Genomic DNA, 12,990 nt, shown 5'->3' with positions numbered 1-12,990 from the left:
TTGCCTACTTTATTTCAACAAATTCAGGCAGGAAAAGTCTGGGACTTTCACGGTGGCATTCACCCGCCAAGCCGTAAAGAGCGCACCAATCAAAAGCCTGTAGCGCTTTTGGATATTCCTGACCGTTTATATATTCCGCTGCGCCAGCATATTGGCGTGGCTGGCAAAGTGCTGGTTAAAGTCGGCGATCGAGTGCTGAAGGGCCAGGCTTTAACTCAGGCGGATAATGCGATGGCCGTGCCTGTGCATGCGCCAACGTCCGGCACTGTGCTGGCAATTGAACTTCATACCAGTACCCATCCTTCCAGCTTAGCCGAACCAACCTTAATACTGGCGCCTGATGGCATGGACGAATGGCGGCCACGTCAGCCGCTGGATCCAGAGCAAGTGGACGCCTATACCTTGCTGGAACGTATTCAGGAATCTGGTATTTCCGGTATGGGCGGAGCAGGTTTCCCTACTCATATTAAGGTGAATGTTAAACAGCCGGTTGATTATCTGATTATCAACGCTGTGGAATGCGAGCCTTATATCACAGCAGATGACATGCTGATGCAGGAGCGCGCCAGCGACATTATTGCCGGTATCGAGATACTGGTAAAACTGCTGAGTCCAAAAGCTGTATTGATTGGTATTGAAGACGATAAACCGATAGCTGCGGCCTCGTTAAAAGCCGCTATAGGCCAAAAAGACAACTATTTCGTGCGGGAAGTGCCAACTAAATACCCATCTGGTGGCGAAAAACAACTCATCCAATTGCTGACCAATAAAGAAGTACCAGCAGGTCGCAGACCACTGGATATTGGCATAGTGATGCAAAACGTAGGTACAGCTTTTGCGATAGCTCAGGCCGTGCTGGATGATATTCCGCTGATCCACCGTGTAGTGACTGTGGCCGGTGAAACCTTAGCCCAGCAGCAAAACGTATTGGCGCTAATTGGCACACCTATTTCTGACTTATTAAATGCCTGTGGTTTTCAGGCTGAACCGCAGCAGCGTATTATTATCGGCGGCCCTATGATGGGCTTTGCGATAGCAGACTGGTCTGTGCCAGTAGTCAAAACCACCAACTGCATTTTAGCTCCTACTGAAAACGAGCTAGGCGCAGCCGTTGACGAAATGGATTGTATCCGCTGCGGCGCTTGTGCCGACGCCTGCCCTGCCAGCTTATTACCGCAGCAACTCTTGTGGTACAGCAAAGCCAAAGATCAGGACAAACTGGCGGAATACAATTTATCCGACTGCATTGAATGCGGTGCCTGTGCTTATGTCTGCCCCAGCGAAATTCCATTGGTGCATTATTACCGTGTCGCCAAAGCCGATATTCGTGAAACACAACGTGAAGCCTTAAAGGCCGAACAAGCCAAAGCCCGTTTTGATGCCCGCACTGAACGTTTAGAGCGGGAGAAACAGGAACGTTTAGAGCGCAATCAGCAACTGGCTGCTCAACGTATCGCACAGCAACAAGCCAGCGGTCAGGTCACTCAAAGCGCAGCAGCTGTGCAACAAGCTTTGGAGCGCACACAACACCAGGCTGCTCCACAGCTGGATAAAGAACAAATTATTGCAGAACGTGAACGGAAAAAAGCCGAGGCTTTGGCCTACCAGCAACAGAAACAACAAGCTGCAGCTTCTGTTCCAGTTGTGGACGACGCAGCAACTCAGGCCGAAGATCCACGTAAAGCCGCTATAGCCGCAGCTTTGGCCCGAGCTAAAGCGAAAAAACAGGCGGAAGCTTCGCCTGAAGTAGCTTCAGAACCAGCTCCGGCTGAAACACCAGCTTCTGATGCGGATGCTAAAAAAGCCGCAGTAGCGGCAGCTATAGCCCGAGCTAAAGCGAAAAAGCTGGCACAACAAGAGCCTGAAGCTCAACCAGAAGTAGCTGCAGAACCAGCTCCGGCTGAAACTCCAACTGCTGATGCGGATGCTAAAAAAGCCGCAGTAGCGGCAGCTATAGCCCGAGCTAAAGCGAAAAAGCTGGCACAACAAGAGCCTGAAGCTCAACCAGAAGTAGCTGCAGAACCAGCTAAGGCTGAAATTCCAACTGCTGATGCGGATGCTAAAAAAGCCGCAGTAGCAGCGGCTATAGCCCGAGCTAAAGCGAAAAAGCTGGCAGAACAAGTCCAAGTGCAGCAAACAGAACCTGCACCTGCACCAGCAGCAGAGGTTACTGCGCCAATTGAAGCCGCAGCAGAATCAGCGCCAGAACAAGATGCGAAAAAAGCCGCTATTGCAGCAGCAATTGCCCGTGCCAAAGCTAAAAAACAACAAAACAGTGAGCCGTTATGAGTTTTAAAATCGCCAGCTCTCCGCACCAGCACAGTCAAAAAAATACCGCTCAGTTGATGAAATTGGTGGCGCTTGCTGCGGTACCAGGCATAGCTGTGCAGGCTTACTTTTTTGGTTATGGTGTGCTTATTCAACTGGTGCTCGCGATTATCACAGCGTTGAGCTGCGAAGCCGCTGTATTGGCTATTCGTAGTAAAAAAATCAAGGTCAAACTGCTGGATCACAGCGCCTTAGTCACAGCCTTGTTACTTGCTGTCGCTATCCCCTCTTATGCGCCCTGGTGGTTAGTGGTAATAGGCACGGCCTTTGCCATAGTAGTGGTGAAACAACTGTACGGTGGTTTAGGCAATAACTTATTTAACCCGGCCATGGCGGCTTATGTGTTGCTGTTGGTCTCATTTCCGCTACCTATGACAAGCTGGTTGCCGGCAGCTCCGGTGCAACATTTATCTGTAGGGCCATTGGATGCTGTCTGCGCTATTTTTACCGACTTTAGCTGCAGCGGTTACAGCGTCAGTCAACTGCGCCAGGATGCGGATGGCATCAGTATGGCGACGCCATTAGATACCTTAAAAACCGATCTGTCCCAAGGTTACACCACAGCAGAGAGTATGAAAAAACCTGTGTTTGGCTGGTTATCCGGTGAAGGCTGGTTTTGGGTCAATTTGGCTTATTTGCTTGGTGGTTTGTTTTTACTGCAGCAAAAAGTCATACAGTGGCGCATTCCAGTCGCTGTATTAGGTTCGTTATTTGGCTGTAGTTTACTGGCATGGCTGATCTCGCCAGATACCAATGCCAGTCCGCTGTTTCAACTATTTTCGGGTGCCACTATGCTGGCTGCATTTTTTATCGCCACAGACCCTGTATCCGCTTCAACCACTGAAAAAGGCCGGTTGATTTTTGGCGCTTTAATAGGGGTTCTGGTGTTTTTGATCCGCAGTTATGGCGGTTATCCGGACGCTTTTGCTTTTGCTGTAATGTTAGCCAATATGACAGTGCCTTTAATTGACTACTACACCCAGCCACGCACTTATGGCCATAAAAACAAAGGAGCGCGCTGATGCTTAGTTCTGTTGGTAAAAATGCGCTATTGCTTGGAACAGCTGCTGTGCTTTGTGTATTTGCAGTAGCGGCAGTTAATGAAATCACTAAAGCTGAAATCGAACAGCAGCAACTAGCCAGTAAATTGAGCACCTTGGTTGAAGTAGTGCCGGAACTTGCGGGGAACACAGAAGTACTGAAGGATTGTGTAGCAGTTCTTGATACCCAACTGCTGGGCAAAGACGCCAAACAAAAAATCTACCGTTATCGCTCTGAAGGCAAGCTAAAAGCTTATTTGATGGAGACCACGGCACCTGATGGTTACAGTGGAGCCATCGAAGTACTGGCGGCTATTGGTCCGGACAGCGAAGTCATTGGTGTGCGGGTACTCAGCCATAAAGAAACACCTGGCCTTGGCGATAAAATTGAACTACGCAAAACTCCTTGGGTATTAAGCTTTAATGGCCAGACTGTGGGCTCGAGCGATGATCGCAGCTTTGCGGTCAAAAAAGACGGTGGCCAGTTTGATCAGTTTGCCGGTGCTACTATTACACCCCGTGCTGTCGTCAAAGCCGTAAAAAATGCCGCGGTGTATATTCAGCAACATCCTGAACTGGCCAGCTTGCCAGCCGATTGTGGAGCCTGAAGCAATGAATCAATATCAGGAAATAGTCCGTCAGGGCCTGTGGAAAAATAATCCAGGCTTAGTGCAGTTATTAGGGCTTTGTCCTTTATTGGCAGTGACCTCCAGCCTGACCAGCGCTTTAGGTTTAGGCTTGGCCACTATGCTGGTGTTACTAAGCACCAATACTGTGGTATCGCTTATTCGTAACTATGTGCCGAATGAAATCCGTATCCCGGTTTTTGTGATGGTGATCGCTTCTGTAGTGACTGTGATAGAGCTATTGATGCATGCTTTTATGTACAACCTGTATCAGGCTTTAGGTATTTTTATTCCGCTTATGGTCACTAACTGTATCGTCATAGGCCGCGCTGAAGCCTACGCCTCGAAAAATGCAGTATTACCAGCAGCATTTGACGGTCTGATGATGGGCGCCGGTTTTGCCTTAGTGCTTTGTACCTTAGGTGCTGTGCGAGAAGTAATAGGTGCAGGCACTTTGTTTGCGGGCGCCGATTTACTCTTGGGTGACTGGGCCAAAGTACTGACTATTCATCTGTATCAGGCCGACCATCAGTTTTTATTGGCGATATTGCCGCCAGGTGCATTTTTAGTGATGGGCTTTTTGATTGCAGGGAAAAACGCAGTGGATGCCAGAGCGGCAGCCAAAGCTAAACCTGTAGAGCAAAAAATCAGTCGTGCACGTGTTACTCATGTCAGTAGTTAAGGCAAAACCGTTCAATGAATAAAGAAAAACGTATTCAGATTTTACAACGGCTGCGTGAGAATAATCCTAAGCCAACGACAGAGCTGGAGTTTAACTCGCCTTTTGAATTACTGGTGGCCGTGTTGTTATCGGCTCAAGCTACCGACGTCAGCGTCAATAAAGCCACCCGCCTGCTCTACCCTGTTGCCAATACGCCGCAGGCTATTTTTGATTTAGGTGTCGATGGCGTAAAGCAGTACATCAAGACTATTGGGCTTTTTAACTCAAAAGCAGAGAACCTAATCAAAACCTGCCGTATCCTGATAGACCAGCACAACAGCATAGTGCCGGAAAATCGTGAAGCTTTAGAAGCTTTGCCTGGTGTAGGCCGTAAAACGGCGAATGTGGTGCTCAACACAGCCTTCGGCTGGCCTACTATTGCTGTCGACACTCATATTTTCCGCGTCAGCAACAGAACCAAATTTGCGCCAGGCAAAAATGTCGATGAAGTGGAACAGAAGTTACTGAAAGTGGTGCCAGCCGAATTTAAGCTGGATGTGCATCACTGGCTTATTTTGCATGGTCGTTATACCTGCATAGCCCGTAAACCTAAATGTGGCAGCTGCCTGATTGAAGATCTGTGCGAGTTTGCCGACAAAGTCGATTAAGGAAATTTTATGCGCATTTTACATACCATGCTCCGTGTCACCAACTTAGAACGCTCTTTGGCTTTCTACACAGAAGTACTCGGCATGAAACTGTTACGTACATCAGAAAACCCTGAGTATAAATACACCCTGGCTTTTGTTGGTTTTAGCGATGAAAGCGAAGGTGCTGTGCTGGAACTGACCTACAACTGGGGTGTTGACAGTTACGAGCCAGGCACTGCTTATGGCCATATAGCCTTAGAAGTAGATGATATTTATGCTGCTTGTGAATTGATCCGTGCTAAAGGTGGTGTGATCAGCCGCGAACCCGGCCCGGTGAAAGGTGGCACGACTGAAATCGCTTTTGTACGCGACCCGGACAACTACGCTATTGAGCTTATCCAGAAAAAAGCCAGCTACGTTCAGCTTTAATCTGCGAATAGCAAAAAGGAGCCGATTGGCTCCTTTTTTAATTGCTCGCTGGCTTATTCCAGCTCAATCCAGATTTTGTCGTTCAACGACATCGCCAGATTGTTGTCGTAATAGGCAGCTTCATTGATAAAGGTTGGATACACCACTTTATCTCCGTCGTAAGGCACTTCAGTGCCATCAAATAAAGTGAAAATCGGATCGCCAGGGTGGATAGGATGATAATCCTTATCCTGCACATTTTTGTGCACCATGCCCAAACGTTCGCCTTTTTCATTCATCGGCAATTTAATGCTGTGAAGATACAGATAAGCTTCAGTGCGTTTTGGCAGCTCTGGCAGGCTCTGGGTGTTGTAAAGTTCCACAAAGTCCAGAATATGTGCCGTCATCTGATGCATTTGCTCAAGCACGTCCTGACGCAGCACAGACTGAGATTGCGGCCCTACTTCCACTATCACCCCATAACGACCCAGCGTACACATCAGCGCGTGATCGGAAGCCTCTAAATGGTCTTCATCGCGGGAGATAATAGCTTCTGGCATTTTCATCTTTACGTAAGCAGCCATCAGATTATAAAAAGCACCAGCTTGCGTCATGATCAAACAGGCGCCCATATTGCTGGTGGTGTTGTGTAAATCGATCACCAGATCGGTTTTGGCGTTGCCTTTTGGCCCCAAAATTTCATTGATCACTTTGGCGCGGCTCTGTTCGTAATTGGTGAGCTCTGGATTGGCCAAATCGACATTTTTAAACTGACGGTTTAAGTCGCTGTGTAAATAACGCTTATTGGCTTTGTGCGCTTCAGGATTAGCAAACAACGTGCTGGTTTCAAAGCTTGGGCGCTGGATCAAAGCTGGATTGGCCTGGTACTGACGAATGGCATAAATACCGGAGAATTCGTTGCCGTGGGTGCCCCCCACTATCGCAACCTTAGCAATTTTAGTCATAAGGTTTACCTCAGGAAAAGATGCCAACATTATGCCTAGCCGCAGCGATAAATGCAGCCCATTTAACTTTAAATGCTAATTTAATGAATAAAAATGAAGAATAGTGCTTAGAGGTTCAGGAATTAATTAGGCAGCAGGACGAGTGTTATTGACCATTAACACCGGGATAGGTTGTTGTGACGCATATTTAGATAAAGCAGCGTCAAGAATATCGCTGGCCTGACAGACACATTTGCCACATTGAGTGCCGACACCCAAAGTTTGTTTCAGCTCACGCATAGAACAAGCTCCCGCTTCGACCTGTTGGCGAATGGCTTTATCTGTGACTGCTTTACAAAGACAAACGTACATAAATGCACCTGCGTGTTGAACTGCGGGCATCATAATCTAATCAAGAATTGTTATCAATATCTTCAAGGAGAAAAAATAAGGGCCAGACAATCTGACCCTTATTTCTTTTTAAGACTGTTATTCGTTGTCTTGTGTCGCTTCAATCAGAGTTTCAGAGAACTCTTCAGGGCCAATCACCACACCAGGTTCAGCTGCGTGTGGGAACACAGCGATAGCTAACTCGTCGCCGTCTAAACCAGCAGTCCATTTATCTAACCAAGTGGCGATGTCCACAGCCTGAGCCTGACACTGAGCCCAATCACCATTGATCCACAGCTCTGCTAATTCAGCATGCGGCCATACTGGGATGCAACGCTCTTCGTCAGCATCAACCAGGACAAAACCTTCTTCATCAACCAGGATCCAGATCTTTTCCAGATCGGCCACGGCCTGAATGAAGTAGTCGTAACGCTGTTCAGCGTCCAATAAACTGAGTTTGTTTAAATCATCAGCTGTTAATTCGTAGTTCATTGCTATCCCCTCGGAGCGCCACAGAAAAGGCGCACATAATGACTGAAAAGACTGCCATCGACCAGTAAATTTTGTGTTTTACAGGCTTTATACAGCTTTTACTACACGCACCGGCACCTGCGGATAACAAACATCCATATTGCCGTTGCCTTTGTGCTGATAAAACACATGAGTACGGGAGCGACGCTCAGCCAGAGACTGCGAAAACTCAGAACTGGTGGTGCTAAGCCACTCTAACTGCAACTGCCGGTCTGGCGCTAAATCTGTGCCTAAACGAGCTTGCTTAATCACAGTACGGGCCGCTGCAGAACCTATGACACCACCATCTGCAGTGTCACCGCGGCGAATACGATTGATGGCATATTGCCCCCAGATCACTTTACCAAAGGCTGACATATTTTTATCCAGATGACGTGTTGCCTGCCCCATCATAATAGCTATGTCTGCCACACCTGTATCAGGTTCATTGGCACGAGCCATATTGACCACACCAGGGCAATGCACCAGCCATTCCTGATTTTGCTCACGCGCTACCGCAAAGCCCTGATTAAAGCCTGTTTCTTCAGCTAATAAATCCGGACGCTGCACTAAAAGATAAGGGTCGCTACTGCGCACAGGCCAGCTGAACTCAGCTTTCATCGGAGTTAGTTTGGCTCTGGTGCCCCACTCGTGTTCCGGTACACCAAACTGAGCGACAAAACCTTCAATCACCCGATAAAAAGTGACACCATCATAAAAACCAGCTTTCACCAGTTGCTTGACCCGTTTGACGTGTTCAGGTGCAAACTGTGGGGCTAATAAAATCACAATACGGCCCTGATCGGTTTCCAGATAGAGCAAATTATCCTGTGGTAGCAGTTGCCAGGAAGAATCTACCGCAGCAGCGGGAGCAGCAGTTGAGGCTGCAGGTGTTGGTGTAGCAGGACTTTGCTGCGCTAAGGCAACCCCAAAGCCTAAAGACACAACCAAAGCACAAAGAGATAAAGCCTTCATCAGATCTCCAAAATTCCGTTCAAACCGCAGGCATCAAACCAATAACAACACCATAACGCAACCCTTTGCCTAAGCCTACCAGCAACACAAACCAAAACAAAGGAACCTTCAGCACACCAGCCACCAAAGTCAGCGGATCGCCAATAACGGGCAACCAGGCCAATAATAACGAAGGTAAACCCCAGCGCTGAAACTGCCCACTGGCTTGTTCTATTTGGTGTGGCTTAAACATAAACCAGCTTTTGTGTTGAAATAAAAGCAGCTGTCGTCCCAGATACCAGTTCAACACCGAACCTAAAGTATTAAATACAGTAGCTATGCCCCACAACACCAGTGCCGGATAGCCTTGAGTTAATAAGCCAACCAGCACCAGCTCTGAGCCAAAAGGCAGCAAGGTAGCAGAGACAAAAGCACTGAAGGCCAGACTCAGATAAGGCCAAAGGAACTCCGTCATCAGGCGAGCAAATACGCCATGCTTAACCGCAACCAGAACAGCAGCAACATCAAGGCACCAAATACATAAACCGCAAAACGCAGACGCACATGGTTAGCGCCCACATGCACATAGGCATGTGCCAGACGGCTGATAACAAACAGCCAGCCCAAAATAACCAGGCTCAAATCAACCACAGCAAACTGCATTGCAAAAGCCACAGCAAATAAATACAACACCGGCAATTGGAACTGGTTATCAAAATTACGGCTGGCGGTGATCACCTGCTCGTTCGCACCAGTTAAATCCATTAGTCTGAATGCTTTAAAAGGTAACTCACGATTTTTCGCCGCTTTAAAACGACGTTTGCCCATCAATACCATCATCACAAGGGTTAACACCACCTGCACTAACACAGTTCCAAACAACAACTTATCCATTGTTTCCCCTTCTGGGGTCAGAGCCTTGACACTGACCCCATCATCAAAAAAATGTAAAGATATCAGAGATTAACCTAAGTTCTGAGGCAGCCGCAATATAAAAGGTCCGAGCCTAAGCTCTGCCCCTTTGAGTGTAGGTTAATTGTCTTCTTACTGTCATCTTCCGACGTTAGGCTACGCCAGACTAATGCTTTTGGTTATACTGCGCCGGACTTCAATTTACGAGACCACGCAGATGGCGCAATTGTATTTTTATTATTCGGCAATGAACGCAGGCAAATCGACCTCTTTACTGCAAAGTGCTTATAACTATCAGGAAAGAGGTATGACAGTGGCGCTGTTTACCGCTGCCATTGATGACAGATTTGGGGTTGGCAAAATTAGCTCACGCATTGGCTTGTCGATGGACGCGCAGATTTTTGACGCCAACTTTGACTTTATCGACGCCTGTAAAACCTTGAAACAACAAGGTGCTTTGGACTGTGTGCTGATCGATGAAGCACAGTTTTTATCCAAAGCTCAGGTGAAGCAACTCACTTATGTGGTTGACGATCTGAACGTGCCTGTATTGGCCTTCGGCCTTCGAACAGACTTTTTAGGTGAAACCTTTGCTGGCAGTCAGGCCTTGCTGGCGTGGGCAGATAAATTAGTGGAATTAAAAACGGTTTGTCACTGTGGCCGTAAAGCCAATTTTGTGGTGCGGCTGGACGAAAACGGCCAGGCTGCGACTACAGGCAGCCAGGTGCAAATAGGCGGGAATAATCAATATATCTCCATGTGCCGCGTCCACTTTAAAGCGCTGGTCTGGAGGGACTGACAGGAGTGATTCGATGCGGGTTTTGTATGGTGTGCAGGCAACAGGCAATGGACATATCAGCAGAGCCCGCGCTATGGGCAAGTACCTTATCGCTGAGGGCATAGCTGTTGATTTTTTATTTTCAGGCCGTCCGGCCAATCAACTTTTTGATATGCAACAGTTTGGCGACTATCAAGTCAAAACCGGGCTGACCTTTGTCACAGAACAAGGTCACATCAATTACCTGAAAACAGCCCAACAAGCCAAACCTTTAGAACTCTGGCGTGATATCCGTGAACTCGACTGTACTCCTTATGATTTAGTACTGACGGACTTTGAACCCATCACGGCCTGGGCTGCGCGGCAACAGAAAAAGCGCTCCGTCGCTTTTGGCCATCAATATGCGTTTTTACATCAGATCCCACAAACTCATGACACGCCACTCAGCCGCGGTATTTTTAAATGGTTTGCCCCCGCCCAGCAGCAAATTGGCCTGCACTGGCATCATTTTAATCAGCCTGTTTTGCCGCCTATTGTAGATTTAGAACCGGCTGCCAATACGGCAGATGCAAACAAAGTACTGGTGTACCTGCCGTTTGAAGATCAACAACAGGTGATCCAGTGGCTGCAACCTCTGACCCAATATCAGTTTTATCTGTATGGCCCTGGCCTGAGTAAAAATCAGCTGGGACATATTCAGTGTTCAGGCCCTTGTGTTGATGAGTTTAAAAGCGATTTAAAACAATCCAGTGCCGTGATCAGCAACGCCGGCTTTGAGCTGGTTAGCGAAGCGCTACAACTGCAAAAGCGTATTCTGGTAAAAGCTCTGCAAGGTCAAATGGAACAAGAGTCGAATGCACTGGCGCTCACACAGCTGCAATTGGGGCAAAGCAGCAGCAGGCTAAATACAGAAGTGATTGCTGACTGGTTAGCTTCACCAGTACGGGCAAATAAGGTGCACTACGCGAACGTTGCTTTAGCTTTAGCTACATGGATCCGCGCAGGAGCCTGCCCTACTGAATTACAACAACTTAATTTATGGCAAAACCACAAACTCTGAGCGGCTAACCTGCACGCCGTATAATAAGTCACTTATACCCAAAGTCGGTTTATGTTGTGGTAGGCTAACGGCTGTTGGCGTAAGAGTTGAACGTTGAGTGTTTCATTAAGTGGTATCTAAGCGAGCATTTTACCGGTCTAAAAAAGTTCTGGTCATTGAAGATTACGAACAAGTGATAGCGTACATGAAAAGCATGTTGGCGCTGATTGGTTTCGACCATGTAGTTGTAGCCCGCAATGCTGAAACTGCAATGTCTGCCTGCAGAAAAACCGACTTCGATTTTATTTTATGTGACTATAACTTAGGGGTTGGCCGCGACGGTTATCAGTTGTTTGAAGCCCTAAAAGCAGAGCACTGCCTGAAGCACGACTGCTGTTTTATTGTGGTCAGTGGCGAACGCCATCGCCAGTCTGTGTATGGCATGATTGAGTTCCTACCCGATGATTACCTGTTAAAACCCTTCAGCTACGCCGAACTGGAACGTCGCATAGGCCGTGCCTTTGAGGTGAAACGTGCCTTAAAGTACGCTTATCAAATGATCGCGGAAGAAAACTACCCTGACGCAATTCAGGCCTGTGATGTTGCTTTAGAACAATATCCTATACACCGCACCTATACCCAAAGACTCAAAGGCGAGTTGCTTGTTAAAGTTGGTCGCTATAAAGAAGCGGAAGCTTTGTACAACGAAGTATTGGCTTTCAGAGAACTGCCATGGGCTAAGCTCGGCATAGCTGTAGCTAAAGGCTATCAGGAGCAGGATACAGAAGCTGAAGGTATGTTGATTGAGCTTGTTGATCAGGCTGAAACAAAAATTGAAGCATTGGATTGGCTTACTCGTTTGTATTTGAGCCAAAATAGAACTGATGAGGCCTTTAATACAGTACGTATTGTTGCCGAAGCATCCCCCAAGAACTACTTGCGCCAGCACGTATTGGCTAACTTAGCTGTGATCAACAATCAACCAGATCTGGCAGTACGGATTCACAGCAAATTACTCGAAGCCGCCAAGTATTCCATCTACGACACGGCCGATAATATGCTGAATTATGCCCGAGCCATGATTCAGAATGCACAGGATCTATCCATACGAGACAAACGCAATGTACTTGGCAAAGTTGATTATTTTCTCAAAGACGTAAAAAAACGTTTTAATCCGGCGACATACGAGCACGACAAGCTGGTGATTGAAGCCCGTGCCGCTGTGCTGGAAGGCAAAACCGAAAAAGCGAAACACTTACTGCAACAAAGCGAAGAGTTAAGTTTAGGCAAAACCTTGTCCCCTTCCGCTTTACTGGATAGAGGCAGAGCTTATTTTGAAAGCGGCAATTTGGCGATGAGCGACCACTATATGGGCAGTTTAAACACCCTGTCGCAAAGTGCCGACTTATACAACAAAGTACTGAATATGATGTTTTTATCCGAGCAGGACAAATACAGCAGCAAAAGATCCAGCATGATGGCAACGCACAACGCTGGTATGGAAGCTTACAGCCTGGGCCATTACTCCGAAGCTATTAGTTACTTTATCGAAGCACAAAAAACCATGCCAGCCAACGCCAGCATCGCCATGAACTTACTGCAAGCCATTAGCCAGCGAGGTCGTTTAAACGAGGATCTAATCTACCTGGCCCACAAATGCATGAACGTAATAGACGAAGCAGAACTCCCCAAAGATCAACGTAAAAGATACAGCTTCATCAAAGAGCAAATTCAGCAGATGTTGTGAAAT

The 12,990-nt window shown here is 47.5% G+C and carries 15 protein-coding genes; 9 read left to right on the top strand and 6 right to left on the bottom strand.

The genetic code is table 11. From position 1 onward, the window contains the following. Genes rsxC through gloA form a run of 6 tightly spaced genes read left to right on the top strand, consistent with a single transcriptional unit; the run spans position 1 to position 5,734 of the window. Positions 1 to 2,289: an electron transport complex subunit RsxC gene (rsxC, locus tag EK374_RS07830; RefSeq protein WP_127021719.1), complete on the top strand. Its 2,289-nt coding sequence runs from the start codon at positions 1 to 3 to the stop codon at positions 2,287 to 2,289. Next, a complete protein-coding gene (gene rsxD, locus EK374_RS07825) occupies positions 2,286 to 3,350 on the top strand; it encodes an electron transport complex subunit RsxD (RefSeq protein WP_127021717.1) in 1,065 nt (354 codons plus the stop codon). The genes rsxC and rsxD overlap by 4 nt, the downstream gene beginning before the upstream one ends. Then, positions 3,350 to 3,976 (top strand): electron transport complex subunit RsxG, encoded by a 627-nt coding sequence (gene rsxG / locus EK374_RS07820; RefSeq protein WP_127021715.1) that lies wholly within the window; start codon positions 3,350 to 3,352, stop codon positions 3,974 to 3,976. Before rsxD ends, rsxG begins: the two co-directional genes overlap by 1 nt. Positions 3,977 to 3,980: 4 nt before the next feature. Beyond that, positions 3,981 to 4,676, top strand: a complete 696-nt coding sequence (locus EK374_RS07815; RefSeq protein ID WP_127021713.1) for an electron transport complex subunit E — start codon at positions 3,981 to 3,983, stop codon at positions 4,674 to 4,676. A gap of 14 nt (positions 4,677 to 4,690) precedes the next feature. Then, entirely contained in the window at positions 4,691 to 5,323 is a 633-nt protein-coding gene (gene nth / locus EK374_RS07810; RefSeq protein WP_127021711.1) for an endonuclease III, read from the top strand. Positions 5,324 to 5,332: 9 nt separating this feature from the next. Further along, complete coding sequence (gene gloA / locus EK374_RS07805; protein ID WP_127021709.1) at positions 5,333 to 5,734, top strand: lactoylglutathione lyase; 402 nt, start codon at positions 5,333 to 5,335, stop codon at positions 5,732 to 5,734. A 53-nt stretch (positions 5,735 to 5,787) separates the two neighbouring features. Here the strand turns inward: gloA and EK374_RS07800 are convergent, their stop codons facing one another. From EK374_RS07800 to EK374_RS07775, 6 genes are all read right to left on the bottom strand, one after another. Beyond that, on the bottom strand, positions 5,788 to 6,678 hold the full coding sequence (locus EK374_RS07800; RefSeq protein WP_127021707.1) for an aspartoacylase: 891 nt from the start codon (positions 6,676 to 6,678) through the stop codon (positions 5,788 to 5,790). Positions 6,679 to 6,804: 126 nt separating this feature from the next. Next, positions 6,805 to 7,029: a bacterioferritin-associated ferredoxin gene (locus tag EK374_RS07795; protein WP_127021705.1), complete on the bottom strand. Its 225-nt coding sequence runs from the start codon at positions 7,027 to 7,029 to the stop codon at positions 6,805 to 6,807. Between the two features lie 117 nt (positions 7,030 to 7,146). Continuing rightward, a complete protein-coding gene (locus EK374_RS07790; protein ID WP_127021702.1) occupies positions 7,147 to 7,539 on the bottom strand; it encodes a DUF2750 domain-containing protein in 393 nt (130 codons plus the stop codon). 87 nt (positions 7,540 to 7,626) lie between these two features. Then, a complete protein-coding gene (locus EK374_RS07785; protein WP_127021700.1) occupies positions 7,627 to 8,532 on the bottom strand; it encodes a peptidylprolyl isomerase in 906 nt (301 codons plus the stop codon). 19 nt (positions 8,533 to 8,551) lie between these two features. After that, positions 8,552 to 8,986, bottom strand: coding sequence for a YqaA family protein (locus EK374_RS07780; protein ID WP_127021698.1), 435 nt, complete (start codon positions 8,984 to 8,986; stop codon positions 8,552 to 8,554). Beyond that, positions 8,986 to 9,405 (bottom strand): MAPEG family protein, encoded by a 420-nt coding sequence (locus EK374_RS07775; RefSeq protein ID WP_127021696.1) that lies wholly within the window; start codon positions 9,403 to 9,405, stop codon positions 8,986 to 8,988. The genes EK374_RS07780 and EK374_RS07775 overlap by 1 nt, the downstream gene beginning before the upstream one ends. Before the next feature lie 235 nt (positions 9,406 to 9,640). Between EK374_RS07775 and EK374_RS07770 the strand changes: the two genes are divergently transcribed. The 3 genes from EK374_RS07770 to EK374_RS07760 all read left to right on the top strand — a co-directional run bounded on the left by EK374_RS07770 (position 9,641) and on the right by EK374_RS07760 (position 12,987). After that, positions 9,641 to 10,222, top strand: a complete 582-nt coding sequence (locus EK374_RS07770; RefSeq protein WP_127021694.1) for a thymidine kinase — start codon at positions 9,641 to 9,643, stop codon at positions 10,220 to 10,222. A gap of 13 nt (positions 10,223 to 10,235) precedes the next feature. Continuing rightward, complete coding sequence (locus tag EK374_RS07765) at positions 10,236 to 11,261, top strand: MJ1255/VC2487 family glycosyltransferase (protein ID WP_127021692.1); 1,026 nt, start codon at positions 10,236 to 10,238, stop codon at positions 11,259 to 11,261. Between the two features lie 109 nt (positions 11,262 to 11,370). Next, on the top strand, positions 11,371 to 12,987 hold the full coding sequence (locus tag EK374_RS07760; RefSeq protein ID WP_267898328.1) for a response regulator: 1,617 nt from the start codon (positions 11,371 to 11,373) through the stop codon (positions 12,985 to 12,987). The last annotated feature ends 3 nt before the right edge of the window (positions 12,988 to 12,990 follow it).

Origin of the sequence: Rheinheimera mangrovi (assembly GCF_003990335.1) — a bacterium.
Taxonomy (GTDB): Bacteria; Pseudomonadota; Gammaproteobacteria; order Enterobacterales; family Alteromonadaceae; genus Pararheinheimera; species Pararheinheimera mangrovi.
This window is presented reverse-complemented; position numbering and strand designations above follow the sequence as displayed.

Bases quoted from the DNA above. Each gene is read 5' to 3' on its own strand.
- EK374_RS07770 (WP_127021694.1), top strand. From the start codon at position 9,641: ATGGCGCAATTGTATTTTTATTATTCGGCAATGAACGCAGGCAAATCG.
- EK374_RS07765 (WP_127021692.1), top strand. From the start codon at position 10,236: ATGCGGGTTTTGTATGGTGTGCAGGCAACAGGCAATGGACATATCAGC.
- rsxG (WP_127021715.1), top strand. From the start codon at position 3,350: ATGCTTAGTTCTGTTGGTAAAAATGCGCTATTGCTTGGAACAGCTGCT.
- EK374_RS07815 (WP_127021713.1), top strand. From the start codon at position 3,981: ATGAATCAATATCAGGAAATAGTCCGTCAGGGCCTGTGGAAAAATAAT.
- EK374_RS07790 (WP_127021702.1), bottom strand. From the start codon at position 7,539: ATGAACTACGAATTAACAGCTGATGATTTAAACAAACTCAGTTTATTG.
- EK374_RS07780 (WP_127021698.1), bottom strand. From the start codon at position 8,986: ATGACGGAGTTCCTTTGGCCTTATCTGAGTCTGGCCTTCAGTGCTTTT.
- EK374_RS07800 (WP_127021707.1), bottom strand. From the start codon at position 6,678: ATGACTAAAATTGCTAAGGTTGCGATAGTGGGGGGCACCCACGGCAAC.
- EK374_RS07795 (WP_127021705.1), bottom strand. From the start codon at position 7,029: ATGTACGTTTGTCTTTGTAAAGCAGTCACAGATAAAGCCATTCGCCAA.
- EK374_RS07785 (WP_127021700.1), bottom strand. From the start codon at position 8,532: ATGAAGGCTTTATCTCTTTGTGCTTTGGTTGTGTCTTTAGGCTTTGGG.
- gloA (WP_127021709.1), top strand. From the start codon at position 5,333: ATGCGCATTTTACATACCATGCTCCGTGTCACCAACTTAGAACGCTCT.
- rsxD (WP_127021717.1), top strand. From the start codon at position 2,286: ATGAGTTTTAAAATCGCCAGCTCTCCGCACCAGCACAGTCAAAAAAAT.
- EK374_RS07775 (WP_127021696.1), bottom strand. From the start codon at position 9,405: ATGGATAAGTTGTTGTTTGGAACTGTGTTAGTGCAGGTGGTGTTAACC.
- nth (WP_127021711.1), top strand. From the start codon at position 4,691: ATGAATAAAGAAAAACGTATTCAGATTTTACAACGGCTGCGTGAGAAT.